The sequence below is a fragment of the Archangium sp. genome (assembly GCF_057119385.1).
Window position 1 is genome coordinate 63,557 of record NZ_DBNGVP010000204.1, and the last position, 23,826, is coordinate 87,382.

The window sequence follows — 23,826 nt, forward strand, 5'->3', positions numbered from 1 at the left end:
CTCGCCATGAATCAGGATCCTTCCAAGAGACCGGCCGTCGTCATCACCGGCATCAGTGGCAACCTGGGCCGGGCCCTCGCCAAGGTGCTGCACAAGCACGAGCGCATCATCGGTATCGATCGGCGTCCCTTCGTGGGCCGGCCGAAGGACATCGAGATGCACCAGTTGGATCTGCGCAAGAAGAAGGCCGAGGACGTCTTCCGCAAGAACGACATCCGCGCCGTCATCCACATGGGCATCATGCATGATCCGCGCATGAGCGAGGAGGAGCACCACTCCTTCAACGTGGTGGGCACCACGCGCCTGCTCGAGTACTGCGCCCGCTACAAGGTGCCCAAGGTGGTGGTCCTCTCCTCCGCCAACGTCTACGGCCCCAGCCCGGACAACTCCAACTTCCTCACCGAGGACGCGCCGCTCATGGCGGCCAGCCGCTTCTCGGGCGTGCGCGATCTCATCGAAGTGGACATGCTCGCGCACAGCTTCTTCTGGAAGCACCCCCACATCCAGACGGTCATCCTCCGGCCCGTCCACATCGTGGGGCCCACCATCAAGAACGCTCCCAGCAACTACCTGCGCCTGCGCCGCCCCTGGGTGCTGGCGGGGTTCGATCCGATGGTGCAGCTCATCCACGTGGAGGACGTGGCGCGCGCCATGGTGGACGCCGCCCTGCGCCCCGAGCCCAAGGGCGTCTACAACGTGGTGGGCCCCGGCGAGGTGCCCCTCTCCTCCATCCACCGCGAGCTGGGCCACAGCGCCGTCCCCGTGCCCCACCCCGTGGCCCGGCCCCTGCTCGGCCTCCTCTTCAAGTACCGGCTCGCCAACTTCCCCCCGCCCGAGCTCGACCACATCCAGTTCCTCTGCAACGTGGACGGCTCGCGCTGGCAGAAGGACGTGGACTGGAAGCCGCGCTTCTCCATGCGCGACACCATCCGCTCCGTCATCGGCGAGTAGGCGGCCCCGTCAGGGGTTCCCCTGGCCGTGTTGTCAGGGTCTCGAAAAACGAGGCCCCGAGGGGAGTGTGACACCGCTGTCAGGCCCCCTGGTTTTTCCAGTACGGGCTTTTCCCCGGGGCGGGTCCGCAACCCCTTGATTTCAGGTGGGGGGCGGGCGGCCGGGGGACTGGCACCCGCATTGCTCTAGGGACAGGACATGAAACGCGGTGGGGATGGGCCCTCGATGCTCCCCACCCCGTGACCTGTTCAGGGAGGTTCCATGGGGGAGCCTCCGACGCCCACCATCTCGGCCGGCCCCGGGGTGGTGGGCGGTTTTTTTCAGGGGAGCTCTCCGTCGAACGGTCCCCCGGACTGCTTCTCCAGCATCCACTTGCCGTCCCGGTAGACGAACTCCGAGGTGACGGTGTCGCTCTGCTCGGAGACCGAGGGCAGGCGCATCCACTTGATGCGGCTGGTGACGATGGCCCGCTGGCCCTCCTCGACGATCTCGACGTCCTCGATCTCGTAGTCGGTGATGGACAGGTCCCGCTCGTCCTGCTTCTCCCGGCGGGCCCTCTCGAAATCCTGACGGCGCTCGGGGACGATGAAGCGGGCGGCGATGCGGTAGTCCTTCCAGCGCACGCGCTGGTGGAAACTTTCCACCACGGGGCGAAGGGTCTCCAGGTCGGTCTTCTTCTTGGTGTGGGCGCAGCCCGTACCGAGGGCGAAAACGAGCAGGACAGCAAGCAGGCGAATCACCCGGAGGACGCTAGCACCCATTGCGGAGGGGGCGAAACGGAAGGTGCCCCGGTGCTATGGTCGCGGGCCGCATGGCCAAATCGTTGGTGGAGCGCTACGAGCAGCTCCTCGCCCAGGATCCTGCATCATCGGTGTTCGTCGAGCTGGCCAAGGCGCTGGTCGCCAAGGGCGAGCATGCCCGCGCCATCGCCGTGTGCGAGCAGGGCATTTCCCACCATCCCAACTCGGTGACGGGGCGGGTGTTGTGGGGCAAGGCCCTCATCCTCATGGGGCGCCCCGCCGAGGCGATGGCGCAGTTCGATCAGGCGGTGTCGATCGACAAGGAAAACCCGCACGCCTACAACCTCATCTCCGAGGTGCTGCTACAGCGGGGCCTGTACCGCTCGGCCCTGCCCATCCTGCGCAAGGCGCTGACGCTGCAGCCGAATGATGCCCGCGTGCGCGGCTGGATGGAGCAGGCGCAGGCGGCGCTCGCGGGTGGGCCGGCTCCGGCCTTCGGAGACCTGAACGCCCTCGAGCCCACGGCCGCGGAGGAGCAGCCCGCCGCGCAGGCGGAGGCGTCCGCTCCCGCCGAGGCCCTCGCGGCTGCGGCCGCCCCGGAGCCAGGCGCCGAACCGGTGACCGTCGAGACGGAGGTGCCCCCGGAGGCTTCCTCGGAGCCGGTGCTGGAAGGCGTGGAGGCCGCCCCGCCCGAGGCCCCCGTCGAGCTGTCGCTGGAGGCCAGTGACATCGAGCATGGAGGCGCGCCGTCCGAAGCCGCCCCGGCCGAGGGCTCCGAAGAGGGCCCCGAAGCGTCGCTCACCGTCGACGAGGAGCCACCGGCGGTGACGGCGGAAGCCGCCGTCGGCGAGGAGGCGCTGGAGACGGCTCCGGTCGAGGCCGCCGCCGAGGACGAGGGCGGGCTGCTCGCGGACCTGCCGCCGCTGGAGTCCGAGCCCGCCGCTCCCGAGGAGCCGGAGGCCCCGGCCCTGCACTCCGTCCCCACCGCGTCTTCCGGTGGAACGGGCTCGCGGCGCGGGTTGCTCGCGGAGCTGCCCGAGGCGACCGCGCCCTCCCCGGTGGTCCCCGCGCCCGCCGCCGCCGCTCCCGTGGCGAAGCCCGCCGTGCAGGACGTGGCGGCCCTCACGGCGGCCTACGAGCGCGAGCTGCGCGAGAAGCTGATTCCCAAGGACGCGGCCTCCTTCCTCTCGCCCCGTGCGCTGAAGGCCGTGGTGGCGGCGGCCGTGCTGGTGTTGCTGTGCGGCGTGTTCCTCGTCGTTCGGGCGAAGCAGGGCGGCCAGGCGCTCGCCGCGGCGTTGGATCGCGTCTCCCGGCAGCTGGAGCACGACACGGAGTCCTCCCGGCAGGAGTCGCTCGCGCTGCTCTCCCACGTGGTGCGGTTGCAGGACGAGAACACCCGGGCCTGGGCCCTCTCGGCCTACGCCCACGCCCTGCGGTACGCCGACACGGGCTCCGCCGAGGAGCGGGCCCAGGCGCTCGACGCGCTCGGCCGCCCCAACGTGCGCACGGAGCACCCCACCAGCGCCGTGCTCGTGGACGTGCTGGTGGCCGATGCCCAGGGCCGTGACGCCGCCCGCCGCGCCCTGCTGAACGCGAAGCTGGAGAGCACCGAGGCCCTGGCGATGGCCGGGAGCGTCCTGCTGGAGCAGGGCAGTGCCAAGGAGGGCCTGGAGCGCCTCGAGCGCGCGCTGAAGTTGTCGCCGCGCAACGTGCGCGCCCTGGTGTCGCTCGGTGCCTGGTACCGGGACGCGGGCGATCCGGTGAATGCCCTGAAGATGTACTCGGCCGCCACGAAGCTGGCCCCCGAGCACCCGGTGGCGCGCCTCGGTGTCGCGGAGAGCCGGCTGGAGCTCGGCCAGGAGCTGGAGCAGGCCCTCTCGGACGTGCAGGCGCTGACGGGGGATGTGCTGCCCGTGTCCCTGCGCGATCGTCAGCGGCTGGTGCAGGGCCGGTTGATGACGGCCCTGGGCAAGGCCGGCGAGGCGCGGACGCTGCTGGCCGAGGGCACGAAGGGCGCGCTGGCCTATGAGACCCTCCTGGCGCTCGGCGAGGCGAACCGCGCGGCCGGGGACATGGCCGCCGCCCAGCGGGCCTTCGAGCAGGCCCTGACGTTGCGGCCCAGCAGCGAGGAGGCCGCGGCGGGCCTGGGCCGGGCGCTGCTGGACCGCGATCGCGCGTCCGAGGTGCTCTCCCGGGTGGAAGGGGAGGGCCGCGAGGTGGCGCTGGTGCGGGCCGCAGCGTACACGAAGCTGGGAGACCATAAGCGCGCCCGGGTGGAGCTGGCCCGCACGCGCGTGGAGGACCGCTACCCCGCCGAGGCCATCATCTACCTGGCCCAGGCCGACGCCGCCGAGGGCGAGCGCGACCGGGCGCGGGAGGCGCTGGAGAAGACGCTCGCGGCGACGAAGACGGCCAAGACGCAGGTGCGCACGGCGCTGGGGCAGCTGCACTGGCAGGACAAGGCGCTGGACAAGGCGAGCACCCTGCTGGAGGCGGCCGTGGCGGAGGGCGCGCGGGACTACGAGGCCTCGTGCGCCCTGGGCCGGCTGCTCATCGCCCGAGGGCTACCGGACCTGGCGATGAAGCCGCTGACGCAGGCGGTGGAGCGCAATGGCTCGCACGGCGAGGCGCGCGAGGCGCTCGGCCGGGCGCTGCTGGCGCTGGGCCGCACCCCCGAGGCGCTCAAGCAGTTCGAGGAGTGGCAGCTGGACAACCCGGGCGCCGCGGGGGCCCACAAGGGCTTCGCGATGGCGCTCTACCAGACGGGCAAGACGAAGGACGCCGAGGCGGCCTCGGGGCGCGCGGTGAAGCTGGTGGCGAACGATCCCGAGGCGCACCGGGTGCGCGCGGAGATCCTCTTCGCGCTGGGCGACACCAAGGGCGGCTTCAGCGCCCTGGAGAGCGCCAACAAGCTGGACAGCAAGTCGGCGGAGACCTTCTGCGGCATCGCCCGGGCGTTCATGCGGCAGGGCCTGGTGGCCAACGCGGGCAAGGCCTACGAGGCGGCGCGGCGCGAGGGGCCGGACACGCCGTGCGGCCTCGCGGGCGAGCACTGGGTGGAGGACTCGGGCGGCAAGGCCGCGGCGAAGGCGCTGCAGACGGTTGCCGACAAGGCGGCCACCACGTGGGACAAGGCGTTCGCCCAGGCGGCCATGGCCCGGGTGCTGCTGGCCGCCGGAGCGGTGAAGGACGCGCGCACGGCCGCGGACGAGGCGGTGCGGCTGGAGCCCTTCGCCGGACGCAACCACCTGGTGCTGGGGCAGGTGGCGCTGAAGCAGCGCGACGAGGCCACGGCCATGAAGGAACTGAACCGCGCGGTGGAGCTGGAGCCGGTGGACGGACTGGCGTGGCTGGCGCTGGCGGACGCGCTGGTGCGCAACCCCGCCGAGACGGAGAAGGCCGTGCAGGCCTATGGGACGTTCCTGAAGCTCGCGGGCGGCTCGCCCGAGGCGGCGCGTGTGAGGAAGATGCTCAAGCCCCTCCAGAAGAAGTTGGGAGGCAGATAGCGTGCAACAGTCCCATCCGCCGCCCCCGCTGCCGCTGATGCGCATCATGGGAGGCAATGCCTTCCTGCTGTCCGTGCTCTACCTGCTGGTGGGCATCGGCGTGGAGGGTGCGCGGCGCCTGTGGCCGTCCATCTTCCTGCAGCGGCTCTCCTTGTCGCTCGACTCGCTGCCGGCCAGGGCGCTGGAGCTGGTGGGGTTGATGCGGCCGCTGCGCGAGGCCTATTTCGCCGGGCAGATCCGCGAGTCCGTGGTGCGGCTCGTGTTCGGCGTCACCACCATCGTCATCATCTTCCTGCTCGCGGTGGTGGTGGGCGTGTTCATGGGCTCGCTGCGCAGCCTCGTGCTGCGCCGGTCCCCGCGCCGGTAGGGGGTGGCGGCGGCGGGAATAGGAGCGAGCCAGCCACTCCAGAGGTACTCCTGCCGAGGACGCGGAGAAGCGGCGCGCCCAGCTCGACCCGGTTCACCCTACTCCGACACGGTCAACGCTTGCTGTTCGATGACGAAGGCCATCGCCAGCTCCTCCAGCGTCAGCCCCCCGACCGTGGCCGTCCAGGGGCCATGGCCGACGCCCTCCAGGGGATGAAAGTCAAAGGCGACGCCGGTCGAGACGTATGCATCCCGAAGCGCCTCGGCCTCGGAGAAGGGAACCGTGGCGTCAGCGGTGCCGTGCACGATGCTCACCGGTGGATCGCTCGAGTCGAAGCGGGACCGGCCATCCAGGGCTTCCAGGATCCGTAGGTGCTCGAGGCCGCCCCAGTGGTCGATGACGGTCCGGACGCGGGAGGGTTGGTCCAGGTGGGTGGTGGCGAGGGTCGGATCGGCGCTCGCCGGCACCTCGTCACGGAAGTCCCGCGGGTCGGTCACTCCGAGCACGATCGCGAGGTAGGCGCCCGCGGAGCCGCCCATCGCCGTCACATAGTCGGTGTTGATCTGGTAGGTCGCGGCGTTCGCATAGAGCCAGCGCACGGCGGCCTTGGCGTCGCGCGCGGCGGGGTAGAGCGCGGCCGTCTGCCCCTGGCGCGCTGCCGGGACCTCGTTCTGTATGTATTGCACCCACTGGGAAGGGAGGGTGCCGCGGTGTCCGGCGAGCCTGTAGTCGATCGAGATGCTCACCCAGCCGCGCGAGGCGAAGTATTTCGCGAAGGAGCGCAGTTCGGCTTGCGTACGCGAGCCGCTGCTGAAGCCACCCCCGTGGATGATGACGAGCGCCGGCCGGCCCGCCGGCGCGCCCTGCGGCTCGAAGAGATCCAGCAGCAGATCGACAGGGGTGGTCGTCCCGCCGCCCCACGTGCTGTGTTGCAGACCCTTGCCGTAAACGTGGGTCGAGGAGAGGACGGGGTAGGTCGCGTTGCGGCGGACCGAAGGCACCGCCGAGCTGGAGACACCCTCGGTCGCCCCAGCGTCATCGCGGACTGTGCCGCCGGTGCGGTCGCAGCCCCCGAGCGCCCCGAGGAGGACAGCGCCACACAAGACACGCATCACTTTGTCGACGGACGGCCAGGCAGACGGTTTCATGAGCAGGGTCGTAACTGGCCCAGGTTTTCCGGGCAAGGGGTTGATTGCGTTGAAGCCGCGAGGCCGGAGCGCGTTCGAGCCGGTGCCGCGGCAGGCGCTGGCCGTGGTCATCGGCTGGCGGGGCGGGGGGACGCGTCGTTCGCGGCGGACTCCTCCCGCATGTTGATGGAGCACGGCCTGCAACAGCGCCTCCTGGATGGCGAAGTGCGGAGGGCTGCCTTCTGTCGCGAGACGCTCGCCATGGGAGGCGTGGCCTCTCGCGCCCGGGCGAAAACCGTTTCCGGTCCTCGTAGACGCCGACTATCCTCCCGCGCCGAGCAGCCTCCCCATCTGCCCGCGAGCCACTCGCCTGCCGCTCGCCCAGGAGACGACATGACGCGCGAGTACCCCCAGGAACAGTTGATGGCGTTCGTTCAGGCCATGGCCAACGTCGTGGCGAGTGACGGCCGCGTCACCGAGGACGAGCGTCAGCACCTCGACAACGTGGTGGCCGGCGTCGGGCTGTCGCCCCGTGACCCCGAGGTCTCCGCGCTCATCGAGCGGGAATTCCAGAAGCCCGGCCGCCTCACCGACATCGTCGGCAAGATCCAGAGCCGCGAGATGCGCGCCGCCCTCCTGCGCATGATCGTCGAGGTGTCGTGCGCCGACGGCGAGATCGCCAACGAGGAGCGCGCCTCGGTGAAGGAGGCCGCCAAGGCCTTCGGGTTCGACGCGGCCATCGCCGACGAGCTCATCAACTGGGCGCTCGACTCGATCAAGCTCGACCAGCGCGAGCAGGAGATCATGTCGAAGCTGCTCTGACATCCGGGCGAGCCCTTCGACACCGCGCTGCTTCCAGGGGCCTCCGCGAAACCGGCAGGCCCCGTGTGTTCTCCCAGAGAGCCCACCAAGGAGGCCGCCATGTCTGCCGGGGGCTGGCTGGAGATCGACGTCGAGCGGAGTGGTGCGGAGCTGCGAGCGCGTGCCCTGGGCAGCCGCCAGGAGCAGCCCGGCGTGCACCCCCTGGGGCCCGAGCTCACGGCGGACTCCCTACAGACCCTGGGCGGCCGTGTGAAGGCAGCGGCCGAGAGCGGCAGGCGCCTGGACCCCCAGCTGGCACGGCAGGTCCAGGCCCTCCATGGCGCCCTCTTCCAGGGAGACATCCAGGGCGTGCTCGCGCGGCTGCGCGAGGCCTCCGCCGGCGGACCCGTCCTGCTCCGGCTCATGCTCCAGGAGACCGGCCTCCAGGGCTTCCCCTGGGAGGCCCTCTGCGAGCCTGGCAAGGACTTCGAGTTCCTCGGCAACTCGGCGAGCGTCCTGCCGGTCCGCGGCGTGCGCTCGCCCGAGCCCTGGCAGACGCGCGAGGTGTCAGGCGCGGTGCGGCTGCTCGCCGTCGCTCCGCTGCACCCGCATGCCCTCTCGCAGTTGCAGGGCTCGCTCCACGAGAGCCTCGCCGCGGGGGAGATCGAATGGCTCGAGCCCCTCACCGGACCCCACGCCCGGAGAGCCCCCCTCTTCGAGCGCCTGAGGCGCCAGCCCGAGCCCCACATCCTCCACCTCATCAGCCATGCGGGCCTGCACGAGGGGTGGCCCGTCCTCCGGCTGGCGGACGAGGAGGGCGAGGAGAGCTGGCTCCCCGTGGAGTTGCTGGCGCAGCAGCTCCACCGGGCCTGGAGCAAGGGGCCCCTGCGGCTCATCGTCCTCGATGCCTGTGAGGGCGCGAGCCCGGGCACCCTGGTGAGCGCGGCCGAGGTGCTGGCTCGCACCGCGGCGGATGCCGTCGTCGCCTACCTCTGGCCGGTGCGGACGGATGTGGCCATGCGGTGCTCGCGTGCCTTCTACCGCGCGCTCACCCGTGCGTCCCAGCAGGAGGGGAACGTGGCGCTCAGCCTCAACGAGGCCCGGCGCAGCGTGCTGGCGGAGCTGGAGGGCAGTGCCGAGGCGTTCTCGCCCGTGTTGTACCTGCGCGGCCGCGACCCGGTCCTCTTCGACTTCAAGGCGCGGAGGATCCTCCCCCCGGCGCCCCCGGCCACGCGTCCGGGGACCTCGTCTCCGCCTCCGGCCCTGGTCAACCTCCTGGCGCGGCCCTTCACGCTGTTGCTGGGAGACCGCTGGGAGGAGGAGGAGCCCACCCTCCGCCACCTCCATGAACGGCTGCATTCCGAGCTCACCCAGAAGATGGGCGCCGTGCCACCCACGCTCTCCCTCATCACCCTGGCGGAGCACTTCGCGCTGCGGATCGGCGAGGAGGCACTGGACTACGAGTTCCAGGACGTGTTCGGCCAGACGGACTTCGTGCCGCCGCTGGTGCACCCGTTGGCGCGCTGGCTCGGGGCCGGCGTCCACATCACGCTCCTGCGGTTGCCCCTGCTGGAGCAGGCCATCGCCGCGCTGCATCCGGAGCTCACGGTCCACGTCATCCAACCCTCCGGGCGCGTGGACGGGCATGCGTTGATGATGCAACGCCGGGCGGGCGGAAGCCGCTGGGAGCGTTTGCGCGAGCCCCCGGCCTCACTGGACACCGGGAGGGAGGTGGTGGTGCTCCGGCTCTGCTCCGGCTACCTGCCCCCCCACCACTTCAGCCGGCCGCTGCTCACCGAGGATGATTACCTGCTGGGCATTCGCGGCCTGGCGAGCCTGCTGCCCTCCGTGCTCGCCGACCCCATCCAGAGCGTCCTGAGCCTGCGCCCGCTCCTGTGCATCGGGTTGTCCCAGTTGAACTGGTGCCACCGGATGCTGCTCTACCAGCTCTTTGGCGGGCGCGCGTTGATGCGCGACAGCGTGGCCGTCCTCGAGCCCAGGGCCCACGAGCGGGAGGTGTGGGAGGAAGGCAGGGGGCTGCCGGGACATACCGGGGTGAGGGCGTTCGAAGCGGCGGACGAGGAGCTGAGGGCATGGCTCGAGGCGCTGGCGGCCGGGAGGCGGGAAGGAGGGAATCAATGAGCGGCCCCGCCAACCCCTTCCTGGGGCCCCAGCCCTACCGCGCGAGCGATCGGAGCCGGTTCTTCGGCCGGGAGGACTCCACGCGCAAGGTGGTGCAAGGCATCCTCGCCTGGCCCTGTCTCCTGCTCTTCGGCCCCTCGGGAGCCGGCAAGTCCTCGCTCATGCAGGCCGGGGTGATGCCCCTGTTGGAGGAGAAGCACGGCTTCCGCCTGGTCCGCGTCGGGGCCTGGTTGTCGGGCGACGCACCCCTCGAGTGGCTCGTGCACGCGATGTACGAGGACCTGGCGCTCGGCCCGGTCCCCCGGGGCGTGAGCGCACACGAGGCGCTCGACGAAGCGGTGCGGCAGGCGAAGCGGCGTTCGGACAGGCCGGTGCTGCTTCTATCTGGATCAGATGGAGCAGCTCCTGCTGCCAGGGCGTGACCCCGCGCAAACGGACGCGCTGCTCGAGGGCCTGACGCGGCTGGTGCGCGGCTCCTTCCGGGGACTCCAGCTCGTATTGCTGCTGCGAGAGGACTACCTGGGGCGCTTCCGGGCGCGGTTGTACGGCGCGAGGGAGCTGCTGGAGCATGGCTTCCGGCTCGGCCCGCTGACGGTGCGGGAGATGGAGGAGGTGGCGCGCAGGCTGGCGGCCTCCGGCGAGCCCTCCCAGGACTGGTCCGAGCACGAGCTGTGGGAGCTGATGCTGCAGGTCCGCACGCCGGGCCAGGACGCCACGGGCGACGCGGAGGTCCAGGCCGCCTTCGCGCAGATCGTCTGCCGTGCGCTCTGGGACGAGCGCGCCGCCGGGAGGGCGGTGGACGAGCGGGTGGAGGCCGAGCCCATCCTGCACCGCTACCTGGATGTCACCCTGGAGGAACTGGGGCCCCTGGCGGCGGATGCCCGGCGGTTGCTGGAGGAGTACCTGGTGGCCAGCGATGGCAGCCGGACGCTGCTGACGGAGCGTCAGGCACTCGCCGCGCTCCCGCCGGGACAGGCGGACCGGGTGTTGACCACCCTGGAGAGATCCTCGGTGCTGCTGGCGGGAGAGCACCACGGCAGCCGTTACTTCGAGCTGGGTCACGACTGGCTGGCGAGGAAGGTCTTCGAGCTGCGGCAGGAGCGGTTGCGGCAGGACGAGGCACAGCGGCGGCTGGAGCGGGAGCGCGCCCGCTGGCGCAGGTTGCGGCTCCTCCTCGGGGTGGCCCTGATGGTGGCGGTGGCGATGGGGGGACTGTTCTTGTGGGCACTGACACAGACGGAGCGGGCCCGGAGCCAGTCCTTGATGTCGGGGGCTCGGGAGTTGCTGGAGCGCGGCCAGTCCGCGATGGCGATGAAGCTGTTGCTCGAAATCCACCGGCCGGAGCGGATTCGCGGGTGGACGACACTCGCGTACGGCGCCCTCGCACGCAGTGCTCCGGAGGTGACGTTTCGCACTCCGGGCGCGGTCTACGCCGCCCGCTTCAGCCCGGATGGCCAGCACGTCGTCACCGCCAGCGAGGATGGAACGGCCCAGGTGTGGCGGACGGGCGGGACGGGCTCCCCGGTGGCGTTGAAGGGACACGAGGGGCTGCTCACCTCCGCGGCCTTCAGCCCGGATGGCCAGCACGTTGTTACCGCCTCCTGGGACGGGACGGCCCGCGTGTGGCGAGCCGATGGCTCGGGCGAGCCCGTGAAGTTGGAGGGGCACACGGGGCCGGTCGTGTCCGCCAGCTTCAGCCCGGATGGACGGTTCGTCGTCACCGCCTCCCATGATGGGACGGCGCGCGTGTGGCGGGCGGATGGAACGGGCGAGCCCGTGGTGCTCCGGGGGCACGCGGGCCAGGTGCAGACCGCGGCCTTCAGCCCGGATGGCCGGTACGTCGTCACCGCCAGCTCGGATGGGACGGCGCGCGTGTGGCGGGCGGATGGAACGGGCGAGCCCCGGGTGCTGAAGGGACACGCGGGAGCGGTCATGTCCGCCGCCTTCAGCCCGGATGGCCAGTCCGTCGTCACCGCCAGCGAGGATGGCACGGCCCGCGTGTGGCGAGCCGATGGCGGGGGAGAGCCCCGGGTGCTGAAGGGGCACACGGCCGCGATCGTGTCCGTGGCCTTCAGCCCGGATGGCCAGTCCGTCGTCACCGCCTCGTGGGATGGGACGGCGCGCGTGTGGCGGGCGGATGGAACGGGCGAGCCCCGGGTGCTGAAGGGGCACAAGGCGCAGGTGCAGTCCGCGGCCTTCAGCCCGGATGGGCGGTATGTCGTCACCGCCTCCTGGGACGGCACGGCGCGCGTCTGGCGGGCCGATGGAGCGGGCCAGCCCCTGGAGCTGGAAGGTCACAAGGGGTTGCTCATGTCCGCCACCTTCAGCCCGGATGGGCGGCGCATCGTCACCGCCTCGTGGGATGGGACGGCGCGCGTGTGGCGGGCGGAGGGCCCGGCGGAGCCCGTGGTGTTCCGGGGACACGCGGGACCCGTCACGTCCGCGGCCTTCAGCCCGGACGGCGAGCACCTCGTCACCGCCTCGTGGGATGGGACGGCGCGTGTATGGCGAGCGGATGGAACGGACGAGCCCGTGGTGCTCCGTGGACACACGGCGCAGGTGCAGTCCGCGGCCTTCAGCCCGGATGGGCGGCGCATCGTCACTGCCTCGTGGGACGGCACGGCGCGCGTGTGGCGGGCGGATGGAACGGGCGAGCCCCTCGTGCTGCGGGGGCACGCGGGCGTGGTGACGTCCGCCGCCTACAGCCCGGCTGGCCAATCCATCGTCACCGCCAGCACCGACGGGACGGCGCGCGTGTGGCGGGCGGATGGAACGGGTGAGCCCGTGGTGCTCCGGGGACACACGGCGCAGGTGCAGTCCGCCGCCTTCAGCCCGGATGGGCGGCGCGTCGTCACCGCCTCGTGGGATGGGACGGCGCGCGTGTGGCGGGCGGATGGAACGGGCGAGCCCCTCGTGCTGCGGGGGCACGCGGGCGTGGTGACGTCCGCCGCCTTCAGCCCGGACGGCCAGCGCCTCGTCACCGCGGGTACGGATGGGACGGCACGCGTGTGGCGGGCGGATGGGACGGGCGCGCCCCTCGTGCTGCGGGGACACACCGGGCCCATCCGGTCCGCGGCCTTCAGCCCGGACGGCCAGCGCCTCGTCACCTCGGGAGATGACGGAACCGCCTGGGTGTGGCGAGCCGATGGAACGGGCGAGCCCCTCGTATTGCAGGGACACACCGGGCCGGTCCAATCCGCGGCCTTCAGCCCGGACGGCCAGCACCTCGTCACCGCCGGCAATGACGGGACGGCGAGGAACTGGCACCTGCTCTCCATCCCCGAGCTCCAGCGGCACCTGCGGGAGGACAACAAGGACTGCCTGACGCCGGACCTGCGCGAGACCTATCTCTACGAGAGCCGGGCGCGGGCTCGCGGACGGTACGCCGGCTGCGAGCTCGCCCATGGCCGTGCGTCCACCTGAACGCCCGGGGCCTGCCCGCTCCCCGGGGGGTCATCGCGCCCGGCCCGGCAGCGAGTAGGTGAGATTCGCGGAGTAGGCGGTGTGCCCGGAGTGCTCGCCCACCACGGACCAGTTCATGCCGCCGGTCACGGCCACTCCCGTGCGCCCGATGGGAAGGCCGAGGCCCAGCTGGACCTGCAGGTAGTTCCCGGGCCAGCTCGGGACGCTGAGGGGCCGCGACTCCGTGGGCTGACCGAGGTGACCCCTCAGTCCGAGGCTCGAATGCAGCCTGGGCATGCCATGGAGCAGCCGTGCCTTCACGCCCAGCGCGACGGCCAGGGTCCCGCCCAGCGCCCCCTCTCCGGACCGGAGCAGGTAGTCCGGTCCGAGCGAGGCCGAGAGATCGACCCGCCACGGAGCGCGGATGTCCCGGGTGAGGCTGTACGTCCCAGCGCCCAGCAGCGCCGCGTGGAAGGGCGCGGGACTCAACCGGGTCGCCGGAACGTCCACCTGCACCTGGAGCCCTCCATGCGCGGTGTCGACCGCATCCTCGAAGTCGTCGAGGGCCTGTTGGAACCGGGAGCTCGCGAGCGCCGCGGCCCGGAGCCGCTCGGGAAGTCCGTGGGAGCACGCGGCGGCGATGTCCTCGAGCGGGCTGGCTGGATTGAAGAGGGTGTCGAGACACCGGGTCCTCTGCGCGGGGGGCAGCGTGTCGAGCGCGTGCCTCAGCTCCTCGCGCAACCCGCTCCCCGTGGTGAGCTCCTGGCGTTGGGCATCAAGGAACGCGGCGGACAGGAGGTCGAGCTCGCGGCGGGCCACCGCGGCACCGACGAAGTCGATGTTGCTCCTCACGCCGAAGGCTTCGACCGGGGGCGTACCCAGGAGGGGCGCGGGCAGCACGAGGCTGACATCGAGCAGACGCGACAGCCACGCACGGGCTCCCGGGCTCCTGCCCGAGATGGCGAGCGGGTTGGCGGAGAACGTGAGGAGACTGGCGCGGCCGTACTCGCTGGACACGATGCCCAGGGAGGCCCCCACGAGCCCCACCGGCTGGACGGACACCGTGGCATCGATCTGCCCGGGCGTGCCGCCCACTCCCACCCCCAGCATGGGCTGGACCGCGTCGCGTTGGATGACCTCGACGGCCTCATCCTCCCGGACGCGCTGCCCGAGGCGCGATTCCTCCACCGGAAGGGTACTGACCAGGAGGGAACAGGCTTCCTGCTCGGTGGAAGGACAGCTCGCGCCCCCAGCACATTCGGGGTGAAGGGTCTGGTAGCGCACCAGACAGGGTCCCGGCGCCTGGGCCAGGACGAATGCCAACAGTGGAACGAGCATGACGGAGCCCCCCACCCGAAGCTCTCCCTGAGAACCTGGGAAAGCCACCTACCCGGAAGAACGGGGCATTCGTCCGTTGGTGGCGGGAGTCCCGGCTCACGCCGGCTGCAGGAAGCGGCCGTTCACCAGATGCTCGATGACTTCGCGCGCCGAGTGCGGATCGAGCCTCGCCTTCGCTCCCAGCTGTGTCACCGCGCTGGCGACCGTCGTCGGACGCTCGAAGGTGGCCAGGGCGGCCAGGAGGATCCGGCCGTCCTCGCCTAGATCCAACGTCGGGTCGGAGAACTTTCGGGGGCTGACCGACGGCGCACAGGCCAGTTGCGTTCCCTCCACCGAGCGCACCACCGTCACCTGCTCCTGCGCCACCTTCGCGGGAACCTGGTGCGCTCCCAACCAGTCCCCCAGCTTGAACCGGAGCGTCGCGGGCGCGGTGTTCTTCAGCCGCGTGCCTCCGTGGATGGCCACCCGCCGCTTCTTCTCCTCGTGCTTCCTCGCGAGCGCATCCACGTGCTCCGACGTGCGCTGCACCGCCCGCTCGAGCGCCGCGTCCCGGAAGCGCAGCATCGGCACCGACACGTCGCCGGGCTCACGCTGCTCGAAGTACTCGAGGAACTCCGTGAACGTCCGCGCCTCGCTCACCATGTCGAACCGCGCGGGGTGCTCGGTGGCGAGCGCCCCCGGCTGTGCCTCCAGCCGCTGATAGCCCACCAGGCAGTCGAGGCCGATGATGCGCTCCACCAGGCGGACCTCCTCCTTCAGCGTGTCGGCACTGGCGAAGGGCAGGCCCGCGATGCCCGAGACCTCGACGTCCAGGTTCTCGTGGCGGCGGCAGTGGTCGATGATCTCGAGCAACTGCGGGTCCGAGGCACAGGGCTTGAGCAGGCCCCGGCGCATCTGCTCCTGCCGCTGCTGTTCCGAGAAGCAGCCGATGTCGAGCACCATGTGCACGTGCTCGAAGGTGCCGGCCAGCGCGTCGATGAGCTCCATCCGGGCCACGCCCCACAGGAAATACATGCAGGAGTGGCGGGAGAGATCGACCCCCGCCCAGGTGCCCTGCAGGAACGCCGCCGAGCTTCCCGAGAAGTCGTAGCGGAGCTGCCACGTCCGGGGGGCGATCTCCTGGTGGTCCCGGCGCACGCTCTCCTCGGCACGCAGGAACGGCTTCGCGCGTCCGAAGGCCGCCTTCTGGTTGCCGCGGGCCCCTCCGCAATAGAGACAGTTCTCGCCGCACCCCTTGCCCGGCGCGACCCACCCCGAGAAGGCATGGCGATCCTGTTGGCTCAGGAAGATGTCGTCGAAGTGCGAGTAATAGACATCGTCGCTGTTCGTGGCGCCTTGCACGTACTCCAGGGGCAAGCGCCGCGGGGTGCCATCCGGAGCCCGGGTGACGCAGTTGGGCGGGGAGGGGTCGCCCTGGCAGAGCGCCAGCAGCGGCCGCTCGCCGTCGCCCAGGACGATGTGATCGATGCAGTCGAGCTCCTTCAGCTCCCGCCACCAGTAGGACGCCGTGTTGCCGCCCACGATGATCCTGATTTCAGGGTCGATCTCCCGCAGCGTCCGGGCCAGGAGCAGCGCGCGGTGGACATGGTGGAACCACTTGAGGCTGATGCCCACGAGCCGGGGACGCACCCGGGCCACCAGGGCTTCGAGCGAGCGGGCCACCTCATCCTCGGTCTGATCCCCATCGTAGAGCCGGACGAAGGCCTCGATCCCCGCGCGCCGCAGGTAGCCCGCGAGGTAGAGGATTCCACAGGTGGCCTCGCCGGTTCCGGCGCCGACGAGGAGGACTGGAGAGAGGACGCGACGGCTATTCATGAGACGAAACCCGACCTTCCGAACGGTCGCGAGTATACGGGGCACTCCCTGGCGCCGCCGCGCGTTTCGCGCCTCGCTCCTGGCTCCTCTCCGAGCTTCCCGGCGGGCGGACCCCCGCTCACAGTGAGAGGCTCTCCTCGAGCAGGGCGAGACCGAACGCCCATTGGCCCTCCGCCGTGCCGAGCTTGAGCGCGCCACTCATCATCCGTTGATAGAACTCGCCGAGCGAGGGCGTGGTCTCGAGCGTCTCCGCGCCGGTGGCCCCCGCGTGCTTCATCTGGCGGGCGAGGGACAGCTGGAACGCGCCGGCGAGCGCCGCCGCCAGCCGGCGGTGGTAGAGGAAGCCGCGAGGAAGCCCGGTGCACGGCCTGTCCTCGTAGGCCGAGAGCAGGCGCAGGCTGGTGCCCTCGTCCATGCGCAGGAAGACGGAGAGCACCGCGAGGTCATAGAAGGCGTCGATCGGCGCGGCGGTGGCCCAGTCGAGGAGGAGGAGCGACTCGCCGTCGTAGATGAGGTTGGTGGGGTTGAGGTCGTTGTGGCCGAGCACCAGGGCGCGGTCCCTGGCGGGTGGCTCCTCGGCGAGCACGCGCTGGACCGCGTCGCTGGCGAAGCCTGGGAGGGCGAAGCCTGCCAGGGAGCCATTCCACACCTGGGCGAGCATCTCGCGGGGATCGCGCATGCGCGTGTCGGCGGGGAAGGGGAGCGCGTGGATGCGGCGCACGGTGCGGCCGAGCTGGGTGAGCGCGGCGTCGCGGGTGCTCGGGTTCCTCGAGAAGGCCATGAACGAGCGGTCGGCGACGAAGGCGGTCAGCACCGCGCGCCGCGCCTCGTCGACGTGGAGGATGCGTGGCGCGAGGCCCGCGTCGGCGGCGAGCCGCTGGACGTGGAGCGCGTGGCGCCAGTCGGTGCCGTTCTCGGCCTCGCCGGCGATCTTGAGCACGAACGACTGGCCAGCGGCCTCGACGCGGTAGACGCCAGCGCCGGACATGCCCGCGGCGATCCGGGTGACAGTGGTGGTGGGCCCTCGGAGGTTCGCGGGCAGGCAGTCTTCGACGGTCATGGTGGGGCGGAATCTAATTCCCCTCGGGTAATTGAGTTAAGAGGAGCGGCGTTGTCCTGAATGGAGGGCAACGCGATGGGATGGCTGCCGAGGCGGTTGACGGCCGAGCAACTGGAGGAGCGCCGGAGGGAGGCAGTCCGACTGCTGCGCGGCGGTCACCACAGTCAGGCGGAGGTAGCGCGCCGCCTGGGCGTCAGCGAGGCGGCGGTGAGCCACTGGGCGCGGCAACTGCGGGAGGGAGGCAGCGTGCGCGCGCTGCGCCGACGGCTTCGGCCAGGGCGGCCACCGTACCTGGAGCCGTCCCAGTGGAGGCAGCTGGCGCGGAGGAGCTGGTACGTGCCTTTCTGCTGCGAGACTGGCCGGCGCTTAAAAAAGGGCTGCGCGCAGCGGGCGGGCGGCCGTCTTTATTGACGAGACGGGGCATTCCTTCTGGGCGAGGGCGGCCCGCAGCTGGGCTCCCGTGGGACACCCGGCCACCGTGAGACGGGTGGGCCGAATGAAGAGAGAGGTGTCCTCGTGCGTGGCGCTGGTGGCTCCTGTGGGGCGCCGCGGTCCACGGCTCTATGCGCGCCACTTCGTCGGTTCCATCCACGCCCGCCAGGTAGTGCAGTCCTTGCGCTCTTTCCGCCGCCGCATCGGACGGCCGCTCCTGGTGGTGTGGGACAGGTTGCAGGCCCACCGTTCCGCCGAAGTGAAACGCTTCGTAGATGCCCACCCCCGAGACTTCCAACTGCACCTGTTGCCGCCCTATCGCCCGACCTGAACCCCGAAGAGGGCTGCAATAGCGCCGCCAAGGAGTCGCTGAAGAACCTCGAAGCCGATTCGGTGGAAGGGATGCGCCGCGCAGTCCGCGCCAGCTTTCGACGTCTGGCGCGTGACAAGGTGGCCCTGCGCGGCTTCTTCCGCCACGTAGGGCTCACCCTTAACTGAATTACCCGAGGGGGATTAGAACAGGGCTCGGTTCGAGGCCGGAGGCATCACCCGGCCGGGAGCACGGCAGCGCACCTCACGGCCGGCACACGCGCCAGGCCTCGCCGCTGTCCACACCGAGGGCTCCCCCTCTGCCGTCATGCGGCACTGCCGCCACGCACACTCCGGCCGTCTCGTTCCCCGCTCCGTCCCTCGCCAGGAAATGGATGCGGTACACCCGCCCATCCCCCTTGCCACTTCGCTCCGCCCTCAACTTCACAGTCCGTTCATCCACCAGCACCACGTCCGCTCCCGTGTGCCCATCCCCCCTGCCGTCCTCCACCTCGTCCGACGTCACGCAGGTGATGGAGGCACTCTCCACCTCGCCCCGCGTCCCGCCGCACACGTCCCTCACCTCGATGCCGCACTCTTCCAGCCGCACCGTGCGGTACTGGTGATTGGGCGGCCAGCTGCCTCCCAGCCCCTTCACCGTCACCTCCGGCGGCGCCGTGTCCACCACCGTCACCGTCGTGGTGCACTGCGCCTCATTGCCGCTGGTGTCCCTCGCCGTGTACCCCACCAGCGTCTCTCCCACCGGGTACGTGTCTCCACTCGGCCCGCTCACCGTCGCCTCCGTGCACGTGTCGCTGGCCGTTGCCTCGCCCAGCACCACCTTCGCTCCCCCCTCTCCAGTACACTCCGCCCTCACCGGCTCGGGGCAGGCCATGCTCGGCGCCTGCGTATCCGCCACCCTCACCGGGAAACCGCACGTCGCCTGATTGCCCGCGGCATCCACCGCCGCGCACACCACGCCCGTCGTCCCCAACGGGAAGCTCGTCCCCGAAGCCGGCGTGCAGCTCACCCTCGTCCCACCGCACGCGTCGCTCGCCACGGGCGCATAGCTGGCCACCCCACTGCCCTCCCGGCACTCCACCTCCTCCTGGGCCGGGCACACCAGCTCCGGCGCCCGGTCATCCACCACCGTCACCGTCGCCTCGCACGAGGCCTCCAGCCCCTCGGGGTCCCGGCACGTCAGCGTCACCCGCTGGCGGCCCAGCGCATACGGCCCACCCGGCGTCTGCTCGCACTCCAGCGCCTCTCCCTCGGGATCGTACGAGCCCACATTCACACTCGCCTGTCCCCGGCATGCGTTGTCCGCCGGCGCCGCCACGTTGCCGCACCTCGCCACCGGAGGCTTGTTCACGCACGTGGTGCCCGGGCAGCTCGGCCCGTCCGCCGGATCATCCCAGACCAGTTGCTGCTGCCCCGTCGCCGCCTCCGGCATGCCCGCCGTATAGGCATATACCTTCACCGTGTTCCCACATGCCTTCAGCGGCACCGTCATGGAGAAGCTCGGGTCCACCCCGCAGTTGCGGCACACCTCCACCTCCGGTCCCTCGTCCACCCGGTACCACACCCGATCCACTTCCGCCGGGCTGCTCCGCACCCTCCCCGTCACCTGGGCCTGCGGGCCCGTTGCGCACTCCGACTGCGGGTTCAACACCACCGTCAGCGGGGGCACCAGCTTCACTCGCTGCCCACAGCCCACTGTCAGGGGGATGCGCTGGAAGGTGGCCTCGTTGGTGCTGCCATCCACATTGACCATGCGGGCCCCCGGCGTCAGCGTGTAGCTGCCCTGTGGCAGGGCGAAGCGGATGGAGCCGCTCTTCTGCGCGTACCCTCGCGCCTCAGCCTCCGGCACGCCCCAGACCGCCGGCACCCCATAGGACGTGCCCGTGGCGGTGTAGTCCACCGCCATTCCACGCCAGTCCGTCCCCTGGAAGCCGCCGCTCACGTTCACGAACGGGTTGTAGAAGCCTGTCTCCGGGCTGGTGTACTGCAACTGCACCTCATTGAAGCAGTACTCGTGGTCCAACCGCCTCCTCTGGCCAGACGGAATGGGCTGGCGGGCATGTTGCGGTCGCAGCCTCAACCACCCATACCGGAGCTTCAGTGGATCATGCTCCGCGTCGGTCGGCCGCAACACCGTTCGAGGGCCGAAGGACCAGAAGCCCAGTTGCAGGTAGTCCTGCCACCAGGCCAGGGGCTCATCATACTTGTTGAGGAGCGGCTGCTCGTAGCCGGAGGAGAGCTCGCCCGTGGCGGCGTTGAAGGCTCCCGGGAAGGATGTATAGGCGTATGCAACCCCCGAGGACGCAAGCAGGGACGTGCTCAGCCTGGGGGTCGCCAGACCCATCCCTTCGTTGAAGAAGGGGTAGTCCGCGATGCCATCCCGGTTGGCGTCAGCGTCCGCCTCGAAGAAGAGCCCCTGCAGCGAGCTGCTGGCACCCGGATTCGCCGGCACGTACGGGTCCGCCAGGCGCACCGAGCCTTCCAGGAAGGCGGGTCTCATGACATAGGGGTAGCGCACCTGTCCCTCCACCAGCCGGGACACCGCCGTCGTCTGCCCCGCCGTCACCGTCACCGGGCGCAGCAATTCCGTCCGGAACCAGGTGAGCTCGCGACCGCGCCGGATGTGGCCGCGCCCGAACGACTGGTAGTCGCCAGGCAGCAGGTTCGTCACCTTCCACCACTTCTCCGGCTCGGATATCGGGGCCCTGCCACTGGAGTGGCCCTGGCCGTTCGACAGAGAGCCGGTATAGACGGGGATGTAACGCTCCCTGACGGGCTCCTCGCCCACCACGTCCCAGGGGCCCGTGACAGTCCCTACCTGGGGCGTTGGCACCGCCGTGCACACCGTGACGAGCTCATCGCAACCCACACTCCAGCTCACGTCGCGCTCGTGCAAAGACGCCCCCACGATGTATTGCAGGCGTGATGTCCCTCCCGAGCCTCCTCGAAAGAAGGCATGGATTCCGTTCGACTGGATGGGCAGCTGCCGGCCACCAAAGTTGACGGAAGACACCGTCACGGGCGCCGCGCACGTCTCGTCCGTCCCGAAGACGAACCGCACCGCGCCCGCGCACTCGCTCACCTCCACCTGTGTGGGCTCGGATTGCTGGCTTCGGGGGCGTACCTGCACGCCTGTCACGGACTGGAAGTTGTAGACGGCGTGGTAGCCACCGAGCCGCATCGAATGATAGCTCCACAATCCGTTCACGGTATAGGTGACCCCCGCCGTCCCTCCCGCCCCCGCTTCCACCGAGAGCTCGGTGCTCAGCGGGCTCGCGCCTTGGGCCACCGCCGTGAGGGCCCTGCCCGAGTAGCCCGCCGGCCGGGTGCTGGTGGCCGTCACCAATCCATAGCGCTGCGAGAAGCCATCCATGAGGGCCAGTACCGGCGAGCCCGCGGGGTTGGTGAAGCGGTAGTTCACCTGCAAGGTGTTGGACTCCAACTCCACACTGGTGGGCCCCACTTCCGCGGTCGCCTCCAGCGACATCTCCTCCACGTCCTCCTGCTGCGGCTCACACCCAGCCACCACCACGCCCAACCACAGGGCACCTAGCTTCCGCCACGTACGACCCATGCTTTTCCCCCTCCTCGCTTCCCAGTGAAAAATGAACGCACTGGGAGGATGAGCAGGCTAACCGATCAAAGGCTATCGTGTAAACGAAGCTGGAAGAGGTAAGGCGGAGGTGGATGCCATTTGCCGGAATACCTCGCTATTCTTGCAAGTAAATCATTCTCCGTCAGGAAAGGTGCCAGACGACTCGTGAAAGGCGGGGGGCGCTTCCAGTCAGAAGGAGCCGCCCAGGCCGAGCAGCGCGCCCTGGCAAGGCGCGTCACGTCGCTGGGGTAGGGCGTGCCGCTGCTGGTACGAGGAATGAGCACCTGCCCGCCGTTCTCCCCGCAGACCTGGACCACGAGCCACGACAGTTGGTAGGCGCCCACCGGCTCGCCGCTGGAGAGGATGAAGTGCTCCAACTCCGCCTGGAAGGTGCGGCAATCCGGGTAGCGCTGCTCGCGCATCCTGGAGAGCGCCTTGTCGAGGATGTCCCCCAGAGCACGAGGCAGGTCCGGCCGGCGCGATACCGCGGGCACGAGCGGCTCGGACATAATGGCCTGCATCATGCTCACGTCGGTGGTGGCATCGAAGGGCTTCTGGCCGGTGAGCAGCTCGTAGACTCGTAGAGGACGATGCCGAGCGCGTACACGTCCACGCGCCGGTCGAGCGGCCGGGCCTTGAGCTGCTCCGGGGCCATGTAGGCAATCTTTCCCTTGACGAGGCCGGTCTGAGTCCTGTGGCTCTGGTTGACGGCCTTGGCGATGCCGAAGTCCACCACCTTCACCGCGCCCTGGCGCGACAGCAGGATGTTGTCCGGGCTGATGTCGCGGTGGATGAGGCCCAGCGGCTCGCAGGTCTTCGAGTCCGCGAAGTCATGGGCGTAGGCCAGCCCTTCGCAGGCCGAGGCGATGATTCTGGCACAGCAGGCGGGCGGCAGCGCCCCCCCCCGCGACCCGCGCGCGCTTGGAGAGCGTGCGCAGGTTGGGTCCGTCGATGTACTCCATGGTCAGATAGTAGGGCCCGTCGGACTCACCGAAATCGAAGATCTGCACGATGTTGGGGTGCTCGAGCTGCGCGGCCAGCGTCGCCTCGCCCAGGAACATCTCCACGAATTGGGGGTCCTCGGCCAGATGGGGAAGAATCCGCTTGAGCACGAGGGGCTTCTCGAACCCCCTGGGGCTGGCTGACTTGGCGAGGTACACCTCGGGCATGCCTCCGGTGGCGAGCTTGTTGACGAGCTGGTACTTGCCGATGCGTAGCGAAGCCTTCTCCTATTGCGTGACCAAGAATCAAGACTGAGGCGCACGGACGCGCGTCTTCCGAGACCGTGCGCCTCTTGCGTCAAAGGCTACCAGTCAAGGTGTCAGACATCCCGTACGGCCCCCGTGCGTCCACCGCGTGCTGGTCGTGTCCTGGCCGAGTCAGGCGGGTGGGCGCTTCTGCTTCGGACCGACTCTGTACAAACCCAAGCCAAATCCGGGTGCTACGCCCGCCTGACGCACTGGCTTGCAAACAATACAACGGACATGACGGAGGCATGATTGACTGATTCACTCTCTTGCGCGCGTACGGATGCCATGAGAAATTTGTAAGCACCCGAAACCAGGGCGCTTTCTTTCACTTGGTCTGACCACCCTTGGTCTGACCACCCAGGAACGCGTAAAAGCATTCTCCTTTATAGCAGACTTGGTCCTCGGAGCACCTGTTCAAATAGGTGCAGCCTGTCGTCGGAGAACAGCCTCTGCTGCTCAGGCATTCCAAGTTCCTATTTGGACAAGTCACCGTGGTGCCGCCGCAGGTGCCGGAACTGCTGCACGCATCCCCAATGGTGCAGGCGTCGCCATCATCGCAGGTGCTGCCTGCAGATTTGAGGGAGTAGCTGCAGCTGCCATTGCTGCATGTGCCGGTGGACTGGTGGCACTGGCCCGGCGGGGTGCTACAGGATGTGCCGTTGCAGGTGCCGGAGCTGCTACACACGTCGTTGGTAGTGCAGGCGTTCCCGTCATTGCAGGAACTGCCCGCGGGTTTGAGGGAGTGGCTACACGTTCCATTGCTGCATGTGCCGGTGGACTGGTGGCACTGGCTCGGCGGGCTGTTGCAACTCATGGCCGTGACAATACATGTGCCGGAGCCATTTACTACAGTTGGACTTCCAAAACAGATTGAGAACCGTCGCGCTGGCCGGGGGCAATAGAGGAACCGCACCTTGAGGCAGGCAGACCTCGTCATTCATAGGAGTAACGGCGTCGCCCCTGGCTCGCA

At 70.0% G+C, this 23,826-nt stretch carries 15 protein-coding genes and 1 pseudogene; 9 read left to right on the top strand and 7 right to left on the bottom strand.

The features are described 5' to 3' along the window. The first annotated feature begins 6 nt into the window (after positions 1-6). Positions 7-951, top strand: a complete 945-nt coding sequence (locus tag AC16DP_RS46720) for an SDR family oxidoreductase (protein WP_329732854.1) — start codon at positions 7-9, stop codon at positions 949-951. A 320-nt stretch (positions 952-1,271) separates the two neighbouring features. Here AC16DP_RS46720 and AC16DP_RS46725 read toward each other — a convergent pair whose 3' ends face one another. Next, positions 1,272-1,691, bottom strand: coding sequence for a hypothetical protein (locus tag AC16DP_RS46725; protein ID WP_483957090.1), 420 nt, complete (start codon positions 1,689-1,691; stop codon positions 1,272-1,274). Positions 1,692-1,762: 71 nt separating this feature from the next. Here AC16DP_RS46725 and AC16DP_RS46730 point away from each other — a divergent pair, with 71 nt between their 5' ends. After that, the gene (locus AC16DP_RS46730; protein ID WP_329732852.1) at positions 1,763-5,197 is read left to right on the top strand and encodes a tetratricopeptide repeat protein; all 3,435 of its coding nucleotides are present in this window, start codon (positions 1,763-1,765) and stop codon (positions 5,195-5,197) included. Positions 5,198-5,243: 46 nt separating this feature from the next. Further along, the gene (locus AC16DP_RS46735) at positions 5,244-5,564 is read left to right on the top strand and encodes a hypothetical protein (RefSeq protein ID WP_329732907.1); all 321 of its coding nucleotides are present in this window, start codon (positions 5,244-5,246) and stop codon (positions 5,562-5,564) included. 98 nt (positions 5,565-5,662) lie between these two features. Here the strand turns inward: AC16DP_RS46735 and AC16DP_RS46740 are convergent, their stop codons facing one another. Beyond that, on the bottom strand, positions 5,663-6,712 hold the full coding sequence (locus tag AC16DP_RS46740) for an alpha/beta hydrolase (RefSeq protein WP_329732851.1): 1,050 nt from the start codon (positions 6,710-6,712) through the stop codon (positions 5,663-5,665). 240 nt (positions 6,713-6,952) lie between these two features. Here AC16DP_RS46740 and AC16DP_RS46745 point away from each other — a divergent pair, with 240 nt between their 5' ends. The 4 genes from AC16DP_RS46745 (at position 6,953) to AC16DP_RS46760 (ending at position 13,057) form a co-directional block, all read left to right on the top strand. Next, complete coding sequence (locus tag AC16DP_RS46745; RefSeq protein ID WP_483957094.1) at positions 6,953-7,513, top strand: DUF533 domain-containing protein; 561 nt, start codon at positions 6,953-6,955, stop codon at positions 7,511-7,513. Positions 7,514-7,612: 99 nt separating this feature from the next. Then, positions 7,613-9,634 carry a CHAT domain-containing protein gene (locus AC16DP_RS46750; RefSeq protein ID WP_329732849.1) on the top strand — a complete coding sequence of 674 codons (2,022 nt, stop codon included), beginning with the start codon at positions 7,613-7,615 and terminating at the stop codon, positions 9,632-9,634. Then, positions 9,631-10,056 carry an nSTAND1 domain-containing NTPase gene (locus tag AC16DP_RS46755; protein ID WP_329732848.1) on the top strand — a complete coding sequence of 142 codons (426 nt, stop codon included), beginning with the start codon at positions 9,631-9,633 and terminating at the stop codon, positions 10,054-10,056. The genes AC16DP_RS46750 and AC16DP_RS46755 overlap by 4 nt, the downstream gene beginning before the upstream one ends. Beyond that, positions 10,028-13,057, top strand: coding sequence for a WD40 repeat domain-containing protein (locus AC16DP_RS46760; RefSeq protein ID WP_483957091.1), 3,030 nt, complete (start codon positions 10,028-10,030; stop codon positions 13,055-13,057). The genes AC16DP_RS46755 and AC16DP_RS46760 overlap by 29 nt, the downstream gene beginning before the upstream one ends. Before the next feature lie 30 nt (positions 13,058-13,087). Here the strand turns inward: AC16DP_RS46760 and AC16DP_RS46765 are convergent, their stop codons facing one another. The 3 genes from AC16DP_RS46765 to AC16DP_RS46775 all read right to left on the bottom strand — a co-directional run bounded on the left by AC16DP_RS46765 (position 13,088) and on the right by AC16DP_RS46775 (position 17,249). Then, positions 13,088-14,224 (bottom strand): hypothetical protein, encoded by a 1,137-nt coding sequence (locus AC16DP_RS46765; protein ID WP_329732846.1) that lies wholly within the window; start codon positions 14,222-14,224, stop codon positions 13,088-13,090. A 246-nt stretch (positions 14,225-14,470) separates the two neighbouring features. Then, complete coding sequence (locus AC16DP_RS46770; RefSeq protein ID WP_329732845.1) at positions 14,471-16,189, bottom strand: B12-binding domain-containing radical SAM protein; 1,719 nt, start codon at positions 16,187-16,189, stop codon at positions 14,471-14,473. A gap of 118 nt (positions 16,190-16,307) precedes the next feature. Continuing rightward, complete coding sequence (locus AC16DP_RS46775) at positions 16,308-17,249, bottom strand: phosphotransferase (protein ID WP_329732844.1); 942 nt, start codon at positions 17,247-17,249, stop codon at positions 16,308-16,310. Positions 17,250-17,324: 75 nt separating this feature from the next. Here AC16DP_RS46775 and AC16DP_RS46780 point away from each other — a divergent pair, with 75 nt between their 5' ends. Continuing rightward, positions 17,325-17,660, top strand: coding sequence for a transposase (locus AC16DP_RS46780; RefSeq protein ID WP_483957095.1), 336 nt, complete (start codon positions 17,325-17,327; stop codon positions 17,658-17,660). Next, positions 17,656-18,012, top strand: coding sequence for a transposase (locus AC16DP_RS46785; RefSeq protein ID WP_414640791.1), 357 nt, complete (start codon positions 17,656-17,658; stop codon positions 18,010-18,012). Before AC16DP_RS46780 ends, AC16DP_RS46785 begins: the two co-directional genes overlap by 5 nt. Positions 18,013-18,255: 243 nt before the next feature. On the opposite strand, the gene AC16DP_RS46790 is transcribed toward AC16DP_RS46785, so the two are convergent. Both AC16DP_RS46790 and AC16DP_RS46795 read right to left on the bottom strand, forming a co-directional pair. Next, positions 18,256-21,585 (bottom strand): HYR domain-containing protein, encoded by a 3,330-nt coding sequence (locus AC16DP_RS46790; RefSeq protein WP_329732843.1) that lies wholly within the window; start codon positions 21,583-21,585, stop codon positions 18,256-18,258. Positions 21,586-21,931: 346 nt separating this feature from the next. Next, positions 21,932-22,775 (bottom strand): annotated as a pseudogene (locus AC16DP_RS46795) (serine/threonine protein kinase); the annotation flags it as partial. Between the last annotated feature and the right edge of the window lie 1,051 nt (positions 22,776-23,826).